The 17535-nt window shown below is 63.4% G+C and carries 16 protein-coding genes and 1 pseudogene; 3 read left to right on the top strand and 14 right to left on the bottom strand.

The window, feature by feature from the left end:
* Positions 1–52 precede the first annotated feature (52 nt).
* The 10 genes from hutG to hutC all read right to left on the bottom strand — a co-directional run bounded on the left by hutG (position 53) and on the right by hutC (position 11279).
* Entirely contained in the window at positions 53–856 is an 804-nt protein-coding gene (gene hutG / locus OSW16_RS02295) for an N-formylglutamate deformylase (protein ID WP_267820450.1), read from the bottom strand.
* A 10-nt stretch (positions 857–866) separates the two neighbouring features.
* Positions 867–2072, bottom strand: a complete 1206-nt coding sequence (gene hutI / locus OSW16_RS02290; RefSeq protein ID WP_267820448.1) for an imidazolonepropionase — start codon at positions 2070–2072, stop codon at positions 867–869.
* A 48-nt stretch (positions 2073–2120) separates the two neighbouring features.
* Positions 2121–3653 (bottom strand): histidine ammonia-lyase, encoded by a 1533-nt coding sequence (gene hutH / locus OSW16_RS02285; protein WP_267820446.1) that lies wholly within the window; start codon positions 3651–3653, stop codon positions 2121–2123.
* A gap of 22 nt (positions 3654–3675) precedes the next feature.
* Positions 3676–5199, bottom strand: coding sequence for an HAL/PAL/TAL family ammonia-lyase (locus OSW16_RS02280; RefSeq protein ID WP_267820444.1), 1524 nt, complete (start codon positions 5197–5199; stop codon positions 3676–3678).
* An 8-nt stretch (positions 5200–5207) separates the two neighbouring features.
* Positions 5208–6038, bottom strand: a complete 831-nt coding sequence (locus tag OSW16_RS02275; RefSeq protein ID WP_241804105.1) for a quaternary amine ABC transporter ATP-binding protein — start codon at positions 6036–6038, stop codon at positions 5208–5210.
* Complete coding sequence (locus OSW16_RS02270) at positions 6035–6886, bottom strand: ABC transporter permease (protein WP_241804106.1); 852 nt, start codon at positions 6884–6886, stop codon at positions 6035–6037. The genes OSW16_RS02275 and OSW16_RS02270 overlap by 4 nt, the downstream gene beginning before the upstream one ends.
* Positions 6887–6912: 26 nt before the next feature.
* Complete coding sequence (locus tag OSW16_RS02265; RefSeq protein WP_267820441.1) at positions 6913–7881, bottom strand: ABC transporter substrate-binding protein; 969 nt, start codon at positions 7879–7881, stop codon at positions 6913–6915.
* 90 nt (positions 7882–7971) lie between these two features.
* Positions 7972–9651: a urocanate hydratase gene (gene hutU, locus OSW16_RS02260; RefSeq protein ID WP_267820438.1), complete on the bottom strand. Its 1680-nt coding sequence runs from the start codon at positions 9649–9651 to the stop codon at positions 7972–7974.
* Positions 9652–9999: 348 nt separating this feature from the next.
* Positions 10000–10572 (bottom strand): HutD family protein, encoded by a 573-nt coding sequence (locus OSW16_RS02255; protein ID WP_241804109.1) that lies wholly within the window; start codon positions 10570–10572, stop codon positions 10000–10002.
* Positions 10569–11279 (bottom strand): histidine utilization repressor, encoded by a 711-nt coding sequence (gene hutC / locus OSW16_RS02250; RefSeq protein ID WP_241804130.1) that lies wholly within the window; start codon positions 11277–11279, stop codon positions 10569–10571. The genes OSW16_RS02255 and hutC overlap by 4 nt, the downstream gene beginning before the upstream one ends.
* Positions 11280–11422: 143 nt before the next feature.
* Between hutC and OSW16_RS02245 the strand changes: the two genes are divergently transcribed.
* Positions 11423–12787 (top strand): formimidoylglutamate deiminase, encoded by a 1365-nt coding sequence (locus OSW16_RS02245; RefSeq protein ID WP_267820436.1) that lies wholly within the window; start codon positions 11423–11425, stop codon positions 12785–12787.
* 32 nt (positions 12788–12819) lie between these two features.
* On the opposite strand, the gene OSW16_RS02240 is transcribed toward OSW16_RS02245, so the two are convergent.
* Together OSW16_RS02240 and bamE are read right to left on the bottom strand one after the other, a co-directional pair.
* Positions 12820–13392 carry a lipocalin family protein gene (locus OSW16_RS02240; RefSeq protein WP_267820434.1) on the bottom strand — a complete coding sequence of 191 codons (573 nt, stop codon included), beginning with the start codon at positions 13390–13392 and terminating at the stop codon, positions 12820–12822.
* Entirely contained in the window at positions 13389–13643 is a 255-nt protein-coding gene (bamE, locus tag OSW16_RS02235; RefSeq protein ID WP_012312368.1) for an outer membrane protein assembly factor BamE domain-containing protein, read from the bottom strand. Before bamE ends, OSW16_RS02240 begins: the two co-directional genes overlap by 4 nt.
* Before the next feature lie 223 nt (positions 13644–13866).
* On the opposite strand from bamE, the pseudogene OSW16_RS27000 reads away from it, so the two are divergent.
* Positions 13867–14856, top strand: a pseudogene (locus OSW16_RS27000) (cache domain-containing protein); the annotation flags it as partial.
* Between the two features lie 72 nt (positions 14857–14928).
* Positions 14929–15759: a methyl-accepting chemotaxis protein gene (locus tag OSW16_RS26995; protein WP_372490520.1), complete on the top strand. Its 831-nt coding sequence runs from the start codon at positions 14929–14931 to the stop codon at positions 15757–15759.
* 36 nt (positions 15760–15795) lie between these two features.
* Here the strand turns inward: OSW16_RS26995 and OSW16_RS02225 are convergent, their stop codons facing one another.
* The gene (locus OSW16_RS02225) at positions 15796–16392 is read right to left on the bottom strand and encodes a DUF924 family protein (RefSeq protein ID WP_241804113.1); all 597 of its coding nucleotides are present in this window, start codon (positions 16390–16392) and stop codon (positions 15796–15798) included.
* 3 nt (positions 16393–16395) lie between these two features.
* Positions 16396–17406 carry a class 1 fructose-bisphosphatase gene (locus tag OSW16_RS02220; RefSeq protein WP_012312365.1) on the bottom strand — a complete coding sequence of 337 codons (1011 nt, stop codon included), beginning with the start codon at positions 17404–17406 and terminating at the stop codon, positions 16396–16398.
* Positions 17407–17535: the final 129 nt, after the last annotated feature.

The raw sequence follows: 17535 nt of genomic DNA, 5'->3' as shown, positions 1-17535 counted from the left end.
TCACCCCCTGAAACGAACTGCGAGGGCCTTCACCCGGCCAGGCCCTCGTCGCTCACTGCGCGTAGTGCCCCTGCCCCCACGCCAACATGGCCGTCAACAGCTGGTGCAGAACCACTTGCGTCGGTTGAGCCAGGTCTTCGCGATAGTCGAACGGTAGGCTCTCTTCCATGTAGGTACTCTGCGCCAGCTCCAGCTGCACGGCATGGATATGGCCGCCAGGGTCACCATAATGCCGAGTGATGTGCCCCCCCTTGAAGCGGCCATTGAGCACATGGCTGTAGCCCTGCGCTTGGGCACATACGCTTTGCAACCGTTCGACCAGCCCTGGGGCACAACTGGCACCGTTGAAGGTGCCCAGGTTGAAGTCTGGCAACCTGCCTTCGAACAGGTGGGGGATAAAAGAGCGGATCGAGTGGGCATCCCAGAGGAGTGCGTAGCCGAACTCGCTGCGCAAGCGTGCCAGTTCCTGCTCGATGACCTGGTGATACGGCCGCCAGATTTGCTCGAGATAAACCTTGCGCTCCTCGGCAGAAGGCTCGCAGCCTTCCTTGAACAGCGGCTGGCCCTCGAACAATGCAGCCGGAAACAGGCCTGTGGTAGCCCCTGCATACAACGGTTTGTCGTCATCCGGGCGGTTGAGGTCGATGACGAAGCGCGAATACTCTGCCGCCACCACACTGGCCCCAAGCTCACGGGCGAAATCGTACAGGCGCGGGATATGCCAGTCAGTGTCGGGCAGGCTGCGCGCCTGGTCGACCAACCCGTCGCGCACGGCCGGGGTCAGGCGGAGCCCCGCGTGGGGCATGCTGATCAGCAGGGGCACACGGCCCTGGTGGAAACTCAGTACCTTGTCCATTTCGCCTCGCTCAGTGGGCTATTTCATGGCCTTTGCGCACCACGCGCTTGGGCAGGTCGCCACCCAGCCAGTAAGCCAGGTCGGCGGGGCGTTCGATCTGCCAGGCGACAAAGTCCGCCACCTTGCCGACTTCCAGCGTGCCATGGGTGTCGCCCATGCCCAGTGCCGTGGCGGCATGGAGGGTAACGCCCGCCAGGGCTTCTTCCGGGGTCATGCGAAACAGCGTGCACCCCATGTTCAGCATCAGCCGCAGCGACAGGCCTGGCGCTGTGCCGGGGTTGAGGTCGCTGGCAAGGGCAATCTTCACGCCGTGACGACGCAGGGCGTCCATGGGAGGCAGCCGGGTTTCGCGCAGGAAGTAGAACGCGCCCGGTAGCAGCACCGCGACGGTGCCCGCCTCGGCCATCGCCACGGCGTCTTCCTCGGTCATGAATTCCAGGTGGTCGGCCGACAGCGCCTGGTAGCGCGCGGCCAGGCTGGAGCCGTGCAACGACGATAGCTGCTCGGCGTGCAGCTTGACCGGCAAACCCAGTTCGCGTGCCCTGATGAACACCTGCTCGACCTGGGCCGGGGAAAACGCCAGGTGCTCGCAGAACGCGTCCACGGCGTCCACCAACCCCTCGGCGGCGAGTGCAGGCAGCATCTGGTCGCAGATGTGCGCAATGTAGTCGTCGGGGCGCCCGGCGTATTCCGGCGGCAAGGCGTGGGCGGCCAGGCAGGTAGCGCGCACGGCAACCGGCAATTCGTCGGCCAGACGCCGCGCCACACGCAGCATCTTGCGTTCGTTGGCCAGGTCCAGGCCGTAGCCGGACTTGATCTCCAGGGTAGTCACACCGTCACGCATCAGCGCCTGGACCCGCTGGCGGGCACTGGCGAACAGCTCATCCTCGCTGGCCGCACGGGTGGCCCGCACGGTACTGGCGATGCCGCCGCCTTGCGCGGCGATGTCGGCATAACTCACGCCCTGCAGGCGCCGCTCGAACTCGTCGCTACGGTTGCCACCGAATACGGCGTGGGTGTGGCAGTCGATCAGCCCGGGGGTGACCCAGACGCCGTCAAGGCTCACTGTGCGAGCGATGCCCTGCACCGGCGCTTCAGTCCGTGGCCCGATCCACTCGATCAAGCCCGCGTTGCTGACGATGGCCGCGTCCTCGATGATCGAGTAGCTGCCCTGGGCCATGGTTGCCGCCTGGCAGTTCTGCCAGAGAGTTCTCATATTCAGTCTCCGTTACTAGCGATAGTGCGCGAGGCAACTGACCGGTTGTCACAAGCTCGGCAACACGCCACGCGGCAACAGCCCCGTCAGTTTGCCTTCTGCCAGCAGCGCGCTGGCGGCCTCGATATCCGGCGAAAAGAAGCGATCACGGTCATAGTGCGGCACTTCACGGCGCAGCACCTGGCGGGCCTGCTCCAGTTTCACCGAGGTCTTGAGCCCCTCGCGCAGATCGAGCCCCTGGCATGCGCCCAGCCACTCGATGGCCAGCACACCACGGGTATTTTCGGCCATTTCCCACAGCCGTTTGCCAGCCGCCGGGGCCATGGACACGTGGTCCTCCTGGTTGGCCGAGGTCGGCAGGCTGTCGACGCTGTGCGGGTGTGACAGCGCCTTGTTCTCACTGGCCAGGGCCGCCGCAGTCACCTGGGCGATCATGAAGCCGGAGTTGACCCCGCCGTTTTCCACCAGGAACGGCGGCAACTGCGACATGTGCTTGTCCATCATCAACGAGATACGGCGCTCGCTCAGTGCGCCGATTTCAGCGATGGCCAGCGCCAGGTTGTCGGCGGCCATGGCCACCGGCTCGGCGTGGAAGTTACCGCCCGAGACCACATCGCCTTCGACGGCGAACACCAATGGGTTGTCCGACACCGCGTTGGATTCGATCGCCAGTACCTCCGCCGCCTGGCGCAGCTGGGTGAGGCACGCGCCCATGACCTGGGGTTGGCAGCGCAGCGAGTACGGATCCTGGACCTTGCCACAGTGTTTGTGCGACAGCGAAACCTCGCTGGACTCGCCCAGCAGGTCCCGGAAACAGGCGGCTGTATCGATCTGCCCGGGCTGGCCGCGCGCGTCGTGGATGCGCGGGTCGAACGGCGAACGCGAACCGAGCACCGCCTCGACCGTGAGGCCGCCGCAAGCGATGGCTGCAGCGAACAGGTCTTCGGCCTGGAACAGGCCGCGCAAGGCATAGGCAGTGGACGCTTGGGTGCCGTTGAGCAACGCCAGGCCTTCCTTGGCGGCCAGGGTCAGCGGTTGCAACCCGGCAACGGCAAGCGCCTCGACAGCAGGCAGCCATTGGCCTTGGTAACGCGCCTTGCCTTCGCCCAACAGCACCAGGGACATGTGCGCCAGCGGCGCCAGGTCACCGGAAGCCCCCACCGACCCCTTGAGCGGAATGTGCGGGTAGACTTCGGCGTTCACCAGTGCGATCAAGGCATCGATGACCTTGCGGCGAATGCCGGAAAAACCACGGCTGAGGCTGTTGATCTTCAGCACCATGATCAGCCGGACCATCGCATCGTCCAGCGGCGCGCCAATGCCCGCGGCATGCGATAGCACCAGCGAGCGCTGCAGGTTTTCCAGATCGTGGCTGGCAATACGGGTCGAGGCCAAAAGGCCGAACCCGGTGTTGATGCCGTAAGCGGTGCGATCTTCAGCGATGATCTGCTCGACAACGGCAACGCTGGCATCGATGGCCGCAGCTGCGCTGGCATCCAGGCTCAGGCGCAGTGGCGCCAGGTGGATCTGGCGCAGTTGGGCCAGCGTCAGCCGGCCAGGGATGAGGTTCAGGGCTTCCATGTACAGGCTCCTTTGTTATTGTTCAGTGCAGTGCCGCGAGAACAGGCAGCGGCCCTGGCGAAGCTTTGAGCAGCGCGGCGGTGCAGGCGATGTCCGGCGCCAGCCAACGGTCTTCCAGGTAAGCCGGAACCTGCTCACGGAGCAGGCGCCAGGCGGCATCGGTACCTGCGCCAAAACGCTGATACTTGAGAAATTCGAACGCCTGGCTCGCCAACAGATACTCGATGGCCAGTACCTGGGTGCAGTTCTCCAGCACCTGGTGCAGTTTCAGCGCGGCGTTGGTTCCAAGGCTCAGGTGGTCTTCCTGCAGACCGGAAGTGACGTAATTGTCGAGCACTGCCGGTTGCGCCAGCTGGCGGTTCTGCGCGCACAGCGAGGCGGCCACGTACTGGGCGATCATCATCCCCGAGTTGACCCCAGGGTTGCTGACCAGAAATGCCGGCAGCCCACTGACGTGGGGGTTGACCAGGCGATCCAGGCGGCGCTCGGCAATCGAACCGATCTCGGCCATGGCAATCGCCAGCAGGTCGGCGGCCATTGCCACCGACTGGCCGTGTGGGTTGGCTTGGGACACCACACGGAAGTCATCCGGGGTGCCCAGCAGCAACGGGTTGTCGTTGGCGCCGTTGAGTTCGGCCTCGATCTGCCGCACAGCATGGGCGAACTGATCACGGGCCGCGCCGTGCACCTGCGGGATCGAGCGGATGCTCAGCGCATCCTGGGTGCGGATACCCTTGCTGGCAGCGATCACTTCGCTCCCCGCGAGCAACGCGCGCAGGTTCTCGCCCACCACTTGCATGCCTGGGTGCGGCTTGAGGGCGATGATCTCGGGGTCGAACGCAGTGATCTGCCCGCGCAGTGCCTCGAAGCTCATGGCACCGGTCACGTCGGCCCATTGCAACAGCCGGCTGGCGTCGTCCAGGGCGAGGCTGGCCAGGCCGGTCATGCACGGCGTGCCGTTGACCAGGCACAGCCCATCCTTGGCCCCCAGCAGCACCGGCTGCAGGCCCTCCTCGGCCAGGGCCTGGGCGGCGTCGACGACGTGCCCACGGTAGCTGACCTTGCCGATCCCCAGCAGGCACACGCCAACGTGCGCCATGTGCGTCAGGTAACCGACCGACCCCTGCGAAGGTACCTGCGGCGTGATGCCATGGTTGAGCAGCGCCAGCAACGCTTCGACCACACATCGGGCGATACCCGATTTGCCGTGGCTGTAGTTGGCGATTGCAGCGCAGATGATCGCCCGGGTCTGTTCCTCAGCGAGCGCTGGCCCCACGCCACAGGCGTGGCTGAGCAAGGTATTGCGTGATAGCTGGCTGAGCTGTTCGCCTTGCAGCGACACGTTGCATAGTGCGCCCAGGCCCGTGTTCACGCCATAGGCCCGCTCACCGCTCTCGACGATATGGCGGACGATGGCTTGGGCATTGTCGATACGCGCCCATACCTGCGGTGCCAGTTCCAATGGCGCGCCATGGCGGGCAACGGCGGCTATGTCCTGCCAACGCAGTGGGGCATCTTCGAAGACAACGGTCTGAACGTGCGACATGGTGCCCCTCATACCGCGACCGCGCGGCGCTGGACGAAGCGGTCGACATACTCATCGGCCGGGTTGTGGAGGATCTGGTGCGGCGTTCCCACCTGGATCAGGCGGCCGTCCTTGAGGATGGCGATGCGGTTGCCGATGCGTACCGCTTCGTCCAGGTCATGGGTGATGAACACGATGGTCTTGTGCAGGGTCTTCTGCAGTTCGAGCAATTGGTCCTGCATCTCGGCGCGGATCAAGGGGTCGAGCGCACTGAAGGCCTCGTCCATGAGGATGATATCGGTGTCCGCTGCCAGTGCCCGGGCCAGGCCGACACGCTGGCGCATGCCACCGGACAGCTGGTGCGGGTATTTCTTCTCGTAGCCCTTCAGGCCTACGGTCTCGATCCATTGCTGGGCGCGCTCGGCGCACAGCTGCTTGCTTTCGCCCCGCACCTTCAGGCCATAGGCGACGTTTTCCATCACATTGCGGTGCGGCAGCAGGCCGAAGCTCTGGAACACCATGCTGATCTTGCGTCGGCGAAAATCGCGCAAAGCCTCCATGTCGTACTGCAGGATGTCTTCGCCATCGACCAGGATCTGCCCGCTGGTAGGGTCTATCAGGCGGTTGAAATGGCGTACCAAGGTCGATTTCCCTGAGCCCGACAAGCCCATGATCACGAAAATCTCGCCGCTGGCGATGGACAACGACAGGTCGTTGACCCCGACCACGCAGCCGGTCTGCGCCAGCACTTGCTCTTTGCCCTGGGCGCTGCGGATCAGGCGCATGGCTTCGTCGGCCCGGTCGCCGAAGATCTTGAAGACGTTCTTCACCTCGATCTTGCTGATCGGCTGCGTGCTCATTTGCTCACCTCGTGGCGTGGCCGGCCATAGGCCTGGGTAATGCGGTCGATGACCACCGCGAGAATGACGATGGCCAGGCCCGCTTCCAGGCCGCGGCCAACGTTGAGGGTCTGGATGCCGACCAGCACGTCTTCACCAAGGCCACGCGCCCCGATCATCGAAGCGATCACGACCATCGACAGGGCCATCATGGTGGTCTGGTTGATACCGGCCATGATGCTCGGCAGCGCCAGCGGCAACTGCACACCGAACAGCTGCTGCCAGCGGTTGGCACCGAAGGCGTTGATCGCCTCCATCACCTCCCCATCGACCTGGCGGATACCCAGGTCAGTCAGGCGGATCAGCGGCGGCGCGGCATAGATCACCGTAGCGAAGATGGCCGGCACCTTGCCCAGGCCGAACAGCATCAGCACCGGAATCAGGTACACGAAGCTGGGCATGGTCTGCATGATGTCGAGCAGTGGCATCAGTACTGCCCGCAGACGGTTGCTGCGCGCCGACAGGATGCCAAGCGGGATGCCCACCAGCACCGAGATCAGCGTAGCTACCAGCATCAGTGCCAAGGTCTGCATCAGCTTGTCCCACAGGCCAACGGCACCGACCAGGAACAGCAGGCCGGTGATCAGCAGGGCCGGCAGGATGCGCCGGGTCGCGTGCCAGGCGACCACTGCCACCACACCGAGCATCAGCCACCAAGGGGTAGCGCGCAACAAGCCCTCAAGGCCGACGATGGCCCATAGCAGCGTATCGGAGATGTGCCGGAACACATCGCCGTAGTTGGTCACCAGGGCGTCGACCCAGCCGTTGACCCAGTCGGCGATGGAAAATGTCAGGTTGTCAGGAAACATAAATTCCACTCATCGGCAGAGGACGCTCAAAGCGCCGCGTTGATCTTCTTGGCAGCCTCTTCGCTGACCCATGCCTGCCAGACTTCAGGATGTTCCTTGAGGAATGCCTTGGCCAGTGCCGGCGACTCGATCCGCTCCTTGGTCATGCGCGCCAGGTTCTGGTTCAGCAGGTCGATCGGGATGTTGACCTTCTCCAGCACAGCGACCAGCTCGGGCGCTTGTTCGTGGAAAACCTTGGACAGCCCGACCTTGATCGAGACGGTCTTGTCCACACCCTGTTTTTCCTGCAGCTTGACCAGATCGATCTGGCCCATCAGCGGCGTGGGGGTCCAGTAATAGAAGAGAATGGGTTCCCCGCGCTTGTAGCTGGACAACACCGCAGCATCCAATGCCGGGCCGGTGCCGGGGCGGAAGTTGGTATAGCTGCTTTCCAGGCCGTACTCCTTGAGCATCTTGCTGTTGTCCAGCTCGCAGGTCCAACCGGCCGGGCAATTGTAGAAGCGGCCCTTGGCGGGCTCTTCCTGGTCTTTGAAGACACTGGCATATCTGGCCAGATCGGCCACGTTTTCGAGGTCTGGCGCCTTGGCCTGGAGCTTGCGTTTGGCGTCACCCTCGATCACATAGCGCGGCACGTACCAACCCTCTTGCGCGCCCACCACCGGGGCGCCGACGCCCACCACCTTGCCGGCTGCCTCGGCCTTCTTCCACACCTCGCTACGGCCGACCCACTCCTCGGCGAACACCTGGATGTCATTGGTGCCCAGCGCGTTCTCCATGGTGATGGAGTTGCCGGGCAGACTGTCGGTTGCACAGCCGTAGCCGTTCTTCAGCACGAACTGCATCACGTCAGTCAGCAGCATGCCGCTTTCCCAGTTCAGGCCGGCGAATTTGATCGGCTTGCCGGACTCACACCAACCAGCAGCCTGGCTGCTGCCGGTGACGCCGAGCAGGCCGAGGGTGAACAGCGAGGCAAGCAAGGTCTTGTTGGTTTTCATTGCATGACGCTCCAAACTTGAAAGTGGAAATCGGCAGTCCTTACAACAAAAATCACCGATTGGGGGCCGCCGTGCGGCCCACCGGGGCTGTCAGCCAGTGATCATCGGCAGGTTCAGACCCTGCTCTTTGGCGCAATCGATCGCAATCTGATAGCCGGCATCGGCGTGGCGCATCACACCGGTGGCCGGGTCGTTGGTCAGCACGCGAGCGATACGCTCAGCCGCGTCGTCGCTACCGTCGCACACAATCACCATGCCAGAGTGCTGGGAGAAGCCCATGCCCACGCCACCACCATGGTGCAGCGAGACCCAGGTGGCACCGCTGGCGGTGTTCAACAGTGCATTGAGCAGTGGCCAGTCGGACACCGCATCCGAGCCATCCTGCATGGCCTCGGTCTCGCGATTGGGGCTGGACACCGAGCCCGAGTCCAGGTGGTCACGGCCGATGACGATCGGCGCCGACAGTTCACCGCTGCGCACCATCTCGTTGAACGCCAGGCCCAACTTGGCGCGCAAGCCCAGGCCGACCCAACAGATGCGGGCTGGCAGCCCCTGGAAGCTGATGCGTTCGCGGGCCATGTCCAGCCAGCGGTGCAGGTGGGCGTCATCCGGGATCAGCGCCTTGACCTTGGCGTCGGTCTTGTAGATGTCCTCGGCATCACCCGACAGCGCCGCCCAGCGGAACGGGCCGATACCGCGACAGAACAGCGGGCGGATATAGGCAGGGACGAAGCCTGGGAAGTCAAAGGCGTTGGCGACCCCTTCTTCCTTGGCCATCTGGCGGATGTTGTTGCCGTAATCGAAGGTCGGAATACCCTGGCTCTGGAAGTCGAGCATGGCTTGCACATGCACGGCCATGGACTGCTTGGCGGCCTTGACCACAGCCGCCGGTTCGGTCTGGGCGCGGTCACGATACTGCTCCCAGGTCCAACCCGCTGGCAGGTAGCCATTGAGCGGGTCATGGGCACTGGTCTGGTCAGTGACCATGTCCGGGCGCACGCCACGCTTGACCAGCTCAGGCAGGATTTCGGCAGCGTTGCCATGCAGGGCGATGGAGATGGCCTTGCCTTCGCCAGTGTACTTGGCGATACGCGCCAAGGCGTCGTCGAGATCGCTAGCCTGCTCGTCGACGTACCGCGTCTGCAGGCGGAAGTCGATGCGGCTCTGTTGGCACTCGATGTTCAGCGAGCAGGCACCCGCCAAGGTTGCAGCCAGTGGCTGGGCGCCGCCCATGCCGCCCAGGCCTGCCGTCAGTACCCACTTGCCCTTGAGGCTGCCGCCGTAGTGCTGGCGACCGGCTTCGACGAAGGTTTCGTAGGTGCCCTGAACGATGCCCTGGCTGCCGATGTAGATCCAACTGCCGGCGGTCATCTGCCCGTACATGGCAAGGCCCTTGGCATCCAGTTCGTTGAAGTGCTCCCAGTTGGCCCAGTGCGGTACCAGGTTGGAGTTGGCGATCAGCACGCGCGGGGCGTTAGCGTGGGTCTTGAATACGCCGACCGGCTTGCCCGACTGCACCAGCAGGGTTTCATCGTCGTTCAGGTTGGTCAGGCTCTCGACGATCTTGTCGTAGCAGGCCCAGTTGCGCGCGGCGCGGCCAATGCCGCCATACACCACCAGCTCTTTCGGATTTTCGGCAACCTGTGGATCGAGGTTGTTCATCAACATGCGCAGCGGCGCTTCGGTCAGCCAGCTTTTGGCCGTCAGCTTGTTGCCGCGCGGGGCGCGGATTTCGACATCACGAAATTTGTTCAGCTTGTTGTCAGTCACGAAAGTGCTCCTCGGATGCTTACAGCGCGAAGGGGACGGCCTATCCACGATCGCGCACTTGGCTTTACTTGTACATACAAGCATATGCAATTGAATTGCCAAGTTGCCTGACAGCGCCTCGACGAGGACGCTGAAAACAGGTTGCAGCCCATGCACGTCAAGGGCTCAGAGCAAGAAGAAAAGCTTTGGTGGGGTAAAAACCAGACGTTTTTCACACTGGACGGCATTGCGCCATCCTGGGGCGTTCGGTAACAGACTGCTCCGTTTGGAAGCGTTACCAGGTTACTCTCGACCGATTGCAATGGCCCTGTCGCCTGCAAGCCGGCGGATCAGGGCCACTACATCCACTTATAGAGGGGACAGCTCGATCACGCAGCAGCGCCCGAGCACATCAATCTCCTGCAGGCGGGTGTTTTCGCTCACCTGCAAGCAGTCGTACAACCCCAATGGCGGCTGCAGTTGCCCATCGATGCTCGCCTGCAATTGCGCCTGGCCACTGAACACGAGCACGGTGCTGGCCGCACTGAGCAGCCGGCTGCCACCGTTGAACCATTGCAGCCGGGCGCGGTAACGCCCAGGCGCATAGATCAGGTTGAAATCGCGAATCGGCCCGCCCAGCAGACTACAGTTCACTTGGCTTTCACCACTGAAGGCATAGGCATCGAAGGGCAACAGCGGCCGGCTGGACTCGCCGTCCACCGTCAAACGCATGCCATCGCCCTGCAGCACGGTGATGATGCGTTGGTAGCCGGCAAAGCTCGAAAAACCGCCGGACGCCTCAATGTCGGCAATCGACAGCCGCCAACCGAAGCCATCAAGCCCATCGCCGGTATCGCGGGTGATTTCTTCGGTAAACCCGCCACCGTTCTTCCACGGCATGCGCGGGTACTCTTCGGCGTGCAACCAGTGTATCTGCCTCATTTGCTGAAACGCCCTTCCAGACGATGACGAGACCCCGGATGGATCAGGCGCGCTGCGGTCACCGGCTGACGCCCGGACCAGGTACGGCGACGGATCAGCAGGCAAGGCTCGCCACGCTCGATCGTCAACAGTTGGCATTCGTCAGGCTCGGCAAGGATGGCCTCTACCACATGCTCGCCCTCCGTCAGCGGCGCCACCTGCGACAGGTAGGCGTAGGGCGTCTGCAGGGTAAAGTCCTGCTTGAGGTAGTCTGGAGCGATCTGCGCGTTGACGTAGCGATCCTCGATCTGCACCGGCACGCCGTTTTCGTAATGCACGATCAGCGAATGGAACACTCGCTGACCTTCACGCATGTCCAGGGCCAGCGCGCGCTCGGAACCGGCCGTTTCCTCGGCCAAGGTGATCACCTGGCAGCTATGCTGATGGCCACGCGCGGCGATTTCGTCGGCAATGTTGTGAACTTCGAACAGCGCCGACTGGGTCTTGGGTTCGGCAACGAAAGTGCCGACGCCCTGCATCCGCACCAGCAGCCCATCAGCCGTGAGCTCGCGCAACGCACGGTTGATGGTCATGCGGCTGAAGCCAAGCTGGCTGACCAGTTCGCTCTCTGACGGCACCCGGTGATGCGGGGGCCAGCTGCCACTTTCGATCTGCTGGATGATCATCTGCTTGACCCGGGCGTACAACGGCGCCGGGCCCTCGCCCATCGGGGCGACCAGCGCGGGGACAGGAGGTGTCGGCACGGCGTGGATCCTTGTGCGGAATGAATGAACGGTAGCTTGCCGCAGTTTACCCGGCAGGCAAACGGCTGTATATGTATATACAAGCTGAACACTCACAGGATAGCGCAATGCCCGCCTACTACGCCGAACGTGCCCTGCTACCCACCGGTTGGGCCCACAATGTCCGCCTGGAGGTGGCCGCCGAGGGTCATCTGGTGGGGGTCCAGGCCGATGCTACGGCCGAGGGCGCCGAACACCTCAAAGGGCCGGTACTGCCCGGCATGCCCAACCTGCACTCGCACGCGTTCCAGCGCGCGATGGCCGGCCTGGCCGAAGTGGCGGGCAATCCCAACGACAGCTTCTGGACCTGGCGCGAACTGATGTATCGCCTGGTCGGCAAAATCACCCCCGAGCAACTGCAGGTCATCGCCCGTCAGCTCTACATCGAGATGCTCAAGGCCGGCTACACCTCGGTGGCCGAGTTTCACTACGTGCACCATGACCCGGCGGGCAAGGCCTATGACGACCCAACCGAGCTGTCCCGGCGCATCAGCGCGGCGGCGGCCAGCAGCGGTATCGGCCTGACCCTGCTGCCGGTGCTGTACAGCCATGCCGGCTTCGGTGGCCAGCCACCCAACCAGGGGCAGCGGCGCTTCATCAATTCCACCGAGCAGTACCTGCAACTGCACGCGCAACTCGCAGCGACGGTCGCCGCACAACCCGCGCAGCAGCTGGGCTTGTGCTTCCACTCACTGCGGGCGGTGACGCCAGGGCAGATCGCCCAGGTGTTGGCAGCAGGCGATCAGCAATGTCCAATCCACATTCATATCGCCGAGCAACAGAAGGAAGTCGACGACTGCCTGGCCTGGAGCGGCCTGCGCCCATTGCAGTGGCTGTATGAGCATGTGCAGGTCGATCCGCGCTGGTGCCTGGTACACGCCACCCACGCGCAGGCTGACGAAGTGGCAGCCATGGCCAGCAGTGGCGCGGTGGCCGGGTTGTGCCTGACCACCGAAGCCAACCTGGGTGACGGGATTTTCCCGGCGGTGGACTACCTGAGCCAGGGTGGCCGGATGGGGATCGGCTCTGACAGCCATGTCTCACTGAGCGTGGTCGAAGAGCTGCGCTGGCTGGAATATGGCCAGCGCCTTCGTGACCAACGGCGCAACCGGCTTTATCGCGACGATCAGCCGAGGGTCGGCCGTACGCTGTATGACGCGGCGCTGATGGGTGGGGCTCAGGCAGTCGGGCAGCCTGTGGGGGCGCTGGCCGTGGGCAAACGTGCCGACTGGCTGGTGCTCGATGGGCAAGACCCGTATATCGCCACGGCCGACGAAGATGCAATTCTCAACCGCTGGCTGTTTGCCGGTGGCGACCGCCAGGTGCGCGATGTGATGGTCAACGGGCAGTGGGTGGTGCGCCAGGGGCGGCACGGGCAGGAGGAAGAAAGCGCTCGGGCGTTTGTCGAGGTGTTGCGACAGCTGTTGGGCTGACGACAGAGGGCCGCAACGCGGCCCCTATGCCCTCAATGCATCTGCACGATCTGCTTGTCCGCCATTCGCCAGATCAGCCGGCTGGTGTCGTAGCCCTGCTGACGGGCCTTGGCCAGCAGGCTCTCGCGCTCCCATGCCGGCAGGGTCGGTGTACGCGACAGGATCCAAAGGTACTTGCGGTCAGGGCTGCCGACGATCGCCGAGCGGTAGTGGTCGTCCACGTACAGGATCCAGTACTCCCCCTTGGTCAGGCCAGGGACCAGGCGGGTGAACCAGTTGTCGAACTCCACCCACAACCTGTCGGTATGCCCCGGCTGCTGGATGTTGGCATGCCCCTCGGCGCGCAGCCACTCGTCACCCATCGTGCGGCAGCGGTTCAGCACGCCGTACGAGCCATCAGGCTTGAGGTTGTAATGCGCTTCGGACTGGGCGCACTCGCTCTGGTACGGCATCGGCAAGCGCGCCAGCTCGTACCATTTGCCCTGATAGCGCTTGAGGTCGACATTGCCGGCGGTCTTGGGCGCCAGCGGGTCATTGGCCGACGTGGCGCAGCCACCCAACAGCATCACCAGGCACAACCCCAGCAGCAGGTGCAGACGCGTCATTTGAGGCCCTGCCCTGAATACATCAGTACCTTATCGGCCGCGTATTGCACGCTGATGAAGCTCTTTTCGTCCCCCCAGGTACAGCTGCTCATGCCCAGTGCGCCAGAGCACTCGGTGGGCGTGCCGAGCAGTTGCTCGACCTCGGCCTTGTTCATGCCGGCCTTGAGCTTGGAATAGTTTTCCTGGTTGATCTTGCTGCACGCAGTCAGGATGACGCACAGGGACAACAGGGCGAGGGAACGCAACGACATGAAGGAACACTCCTGAATGGTGGGCACAGGCGAGAGGCCTGCAGGGACCTTCGACGGGAAAAACGGTCCCTGGTTCCCTGCCATGCCCTTTTCGTTCCACACCATTGGTCGGCGGGCGCTGCGCAAACGATTAATGTTTTGCCATGGCGAGTCGACACAGCGAGCACGCTGTGACGCGTGATCGCAGCACTCCTTTGCCTTGCCTTGTGCAGACCCCAAAAAAATGACCAAGAATCTCAAGTTCAGCCACAAGATCCTGCTGGCCGCCGCCCTGGTGGTGGCCGTCGCCTTTACCTGTTTCGTGCTGTTCAACGACTACCGCCAACGCCAGTCCCTGCGCAGCGATACCCAGGCCAACCTGCAGGACCTCGGCCGCCTCACCGCAGGCAACATCCGCACCTGGCTCGACAGCCGCGTTCAGCTGCTGGCCTCGCTGGCACAGCAGATTGCCGTCGATGGCCCGGGCAAGACCAGCCTCGACAGAAGCCTGGCGCTGCCGGTATACGCCAGCAATTTCCAGCTCACCTATTTCGGTGGCCAGGACGGCAGCATGCTGTCGGTGCCGGCCGGCAACCGCGCCGCCGACTACGACCCTCGTGCGCGCGGCTGGTACAAGGCAGCCAGTGCAGGCAGCCAGACCATCGTGACCGAGCCGTACATTTCGGCTTCCGCCGGCAAGCTGGTCATCACCCTGGCCGCTCCCGTGCAGCAAGGGGGCCGGCTGATAGGCGTCAGCGGCGTGGACACCGACCTGCAAACCATCAGCAACCTGATCAATACCCTCGACTTCGATGGCCACGGCCACGCCTTCATCGTCAACGGCGAGGGCAAGATTCTGATCCACCCCAAGGCCGACCTGGCGCTCAAGACCTTGGCGGATGTCTACCCGGACAACACGCCGCACATCAGCAGCGGCCTTGAAGAAGTGGTGCTCGATGGACGCAAGCAGTTCATCAGCTTCACCCACGTCGACGGCGTGCCCTCGGCGGACTGGTATGTGGCGCTGGTGGTCGATCAGGACGCGGCCTTCGCCATGCTCGGCGAGCTGCGAACCTCGGCCATCGTCGCTACGATGATCGCGATACTGGTCATCATCGCCCTGCTCGGCCTGCTGATCCGCGTGCTGATGGAGCCGTTGCACCTGATGGGCCGGGCCATGCATGACATTGCCGAAGGCGAAGGCGACCTGACCCGGCGCCTGGCCATCCACGCGCAGGACGAGTTCGGCAGCCTTGCCCAGTCATTCAACCGTTTCGTCGAGCGCATTCATGAGTCGATCCGCGAAGTGGCCTCGGCCACTGGCCAGGTCAATGCGGTAGCCACGCAGGTAGTGAGCGCCTCGAATGCCTCGATCTGCAACGCCGACCAGCAGTCCAGCCGCACCAACAGCGTGGCCGCGGCCATCAACCAGCTGGGTGCCGCAGCCCAGGAGATCGCCCAGAACGCAGCGCTGGCCTCGCAACATTCCAGTGAGGCACGCGGCCTGGCCGAGGACGGCCAGCAGGTGGTCGGGCGCACCATCGACGTGATGAACCAGCTGTCGGCGCGCATCAGCGATTCATGCGGCAACATTGAAACGCTCAATGCCCACACCGCCAACATCGGGCAGATTCTCGATGTAATCAGCGGCATTTCCCAACAGACCAACCTGCTGGCACTCAATGCCGCGATCGAGGCAGCCCGTGCCGGTGAAGCCGGGCGAGGTTTTGCCGTGGTCGCCGACGAGGTCCGCAACCTGGCGCACCGCACCCAAGAGTCGGCGCAGCAGGTTCAGCGCCTGATCGAAGAATTGCAGGCCGGTGCACAGATGGCCGTCAGCACCATGAACCAGAGCCGTGAACACAGCGACCAGAGCGTCGGGATCGCCAACCAGGCGGGTGCGCGCCTGGGCAGCGTGACCCAGCGCATTGGCGAAATCGATGGCATGAACCAGTCAGTGGCTACTGCTACCGAGGAGCAGACGGCGGTGGTCGAGTCGATCAATGTCGACATCACCGAGATCAATACGCTGAATCAGGAAGGGGTGCAGAACCTCCAGAGCACGTTGCGTGCCTGCACCGACCTTGAACACCAGGTCGAGCGGTTGAAGCATCTGGTGGGGAGTTTCCGGATCTGAAACGAATGGGGGCCGCGTTGCGGCCCCATTCGTTACTCAAAACCTGGAGCCTGGCTCCAGCAAAAAGTCCATCTCTTCACTGGTGCTTGGCCGCTCCAGCAGCAGATTGCGATGCGGGAAGCGCCCGAACCGGGCAATCACCCGCTGGTGCTGCTCGGCATAATCAAGGAACCCTTCGAACAACCGCCGGTTGGCCTCGGGCTGCTCATCCAGCAGCATCTGGTAACGTTCAACGCACAGGTTCTGCCAGTCCAGCACCTCGGCATGCTCGAGCACCAGCAGCACGAATACCCGCTGAATCGGCAACAGCTGGTAATCCCAGCCCTTCTGCAACCCCTGCAGGGCCACAACTTGGGCACGCCGGTCGCCCTCGAAGGCACGCGGCGTGTCGCGGTAGATCATGCGCGGCAGCTGGTCCAGCAGTAGCAGCAGGCCGAGCCACCCCTGCGGGCTTTGCTGCCACTCCTCGAGCCCGCCCGCCAGGGCATGCTCGACAAGCTCGCCAAACAGCGCATGCGCTTCGGCATCGTGATGCTTGCCGAACCACAGCGTGCTCTTCTCGTCAGCCACGGCCTGGGGACTGGAGCCCCAACCGAACCACCACTCCAGCAACGGCTGCCAAGGTGCGAGCATGATTTACTCCTTGTGATAGGCGGTGACGCGCTCGACCTCTTCCTTCGAGCCGAGAATCACCGATACACGCTGGTGCAGGCTCTCTGGCTTGATGTCGAGGATGCGTTCGTAACCGTTGGTGGAGGCGCCGCCGGCCTGCTCGATGATGAACGACATCGGGTTGGCTTCGTACATCAGGCGCAGCTTGCCCGGCTTGCTCGGCTCGCGGGCGTCGCGCGGGTACATGAACAGACCGCCACGGGTCAGGATACGGTGCACGTCGGCCACCATCGAGGCGATCCAGCGCATGTTGTAGTTCTTTTTCAGCGGCCCGGTCTCACCGGCCAGCAGTTCGCCCACGTAGCGCTGAACCGGGGCTTCCCAGTGGCGCTGGTTGGACATGTTGATGGCGAACTCGGCGGTGGTTGCCGGGACCTGGATGTTTTCGTGGGTCAGGACGAAGCTGCCCAGCTCACGGTCCAGGGTGAAGCCCTTGACGCCGTTGCCCAGGGTCAGGATCAGCATGGTCTGCGGGCCATAGATGGCATAACCGGCGGCGACCTGCTCGGTACCTGGCTGCAGGAAGGCGTTTTCGTTCAGGGTTTCGTTCTGGCTCAGGTATTCATTAGGGCAACGCAGTACCGAGAAGATGGTACCGACCGAAACGTTGACGTCGATGTTCGACGAGCCGTCCAGCGGGTCGAAGACCAGCAGGTAGGCACCTTTGGGGTATCTGCCCGGGATCTGGTAGGCGTTGTCCATTTCCTCGGACGCCATGCCGGCCAGGTGGCCGCCCCACTCGTTGGCCTCGAGCAGGATATCGTTGGAAATAACGTCGAGCTTCTTCTGCACTTCGCCCTGTACGTTTTCAGTGCCCATGCTGCCCAGCACGCCGCCGAGGGCGCCCTTGGACACGTGATGGCTGATTTCCTTGCACGCACGCGCCACCACTTCGATCAGGAAGCGCAGATCGGCAGGGGTATTGTTGCTGCGGGTCTGCTCAATCAGATAGCGACTCAAGGTAACGCGGGACATGTATGGCTCCGAAAGGATGGGGGAGAAAAACCCTCGCAGTTTACAGGGAGAGTTCAATGCTAGCGAGTAAAGAGACACGCCTGGGCAGTCAGACGGCACATCGGGTCGGTAGTTCAGCGCTCGCCAGGC

The organism is Pseudomonas putida (assembly GCF_026625125.1).
Taxonomy (GTDB): domain Bacteria; phylum Pseudomonadota; class Gammaproteobacteria; order Pseudomonadales; family Pseudomonadaceae; genus Aquipseudomonas; species Aquipseudomonas putida_X.
Note: the sequence above shows the minus strand (reverse complement) of the source record. Positions and strands in the feature narration are given on the sequence as shown.

Coding starts and splice junctions, on each gene's coding strand:
- hutG (WP_267820450.1), bottom strand. CDS start 856: ATGGACAAGGTACTGAGTTTCCACCAGGGCCGTGTGCCCCTGCTGATC.
- hutI (WP_267820448.1), bottom strand. CDS start 2,072: ATGAGAACTCTCTGGCAGAACTGCCAGGCGGCAACCATGGCCCAGGGC.
- hutH (WP_267820446.1), bottom strand. CDS start 3,653: ATGGAAGCCCTGAACCTCATCCCTGGCCGGCTGACGCTGGCCCAACTG.
- OSW16_RS02280 (WP_267820444.1), bottom strand. CDS start 5,199: ATGTCGCACGTTCAGACCGTTGTCTTCGAAGATGCCCCACTGCGTTGG.
- OSW16_RS02275 (WP_241804105.1), bottom strand. CDS start 6,038: ATGAGCACGCAGCCGATCAGCAAGATCGAGGTGAAGAACGTCTTCAAG.
- OSW16_RS02270 (WP_241804106.1), bottom strand. CDS start 6,886: ATGTTTCCTGACAACCTGACATTTTCCATCGCCGACTGGGTCAACGGC.
- OSW16_RS02265 (WP_267820441.1), bottom strand. CDS start 7,881: ATGAAAACCAACAAGACCTTGCTTGCCTCGCTGTTCACCCTCGGCCTG.
- OSW16_RS02255 (WP_241804109.1), bottom strand. CDS start 10,572: ATGAGGCAGATACACTGGTTGCACGCCGAAGAGTACCCGCGCATGCCG.
- hutC (WP_241804130.1), bottom strand. CDS start 11,279: ATGGGCGAGGGCCCGGCGCCGTTGTACGCCCGGGTCAAGCAGATGATC.
- OSW16_RS02245 (WP_267820436.1), top strand. CDS start 11,423: ATGCCCGCCTACTACGCCGAACGTGCCCTGCTACCCACCGGTTGGGCC.
- OSW16_RS02240 (WP_267820434.1), bottom strand. CDS start 13,392: ATGACGCGTCTGCACCTGCTGCTGGGGTTGTGCCTGGTGATGCTGTTG.
- bamE (WP_012312368.1), bottom strand. CDS start 13,643: ATGTCGTTGCGTTCCCTCGCCCTGTTGTCCCTGTGCGTCATCCTGACT.
- OSW16_RS02225 (WP_241804113.1), bottom strand. CDS start 16,392: ATGCTCGCACCTTGGCAGCCGTTGCTGGAGTGGTGGTTCGGTTGGGGC.
- OSW16_RS02220 (WP_012312365.1), bottom strand. CDS start 17,406: ATGTCCCGCGTTACCTTGAGTCGCTATCTGATTGAGCAGACCCGCAGC.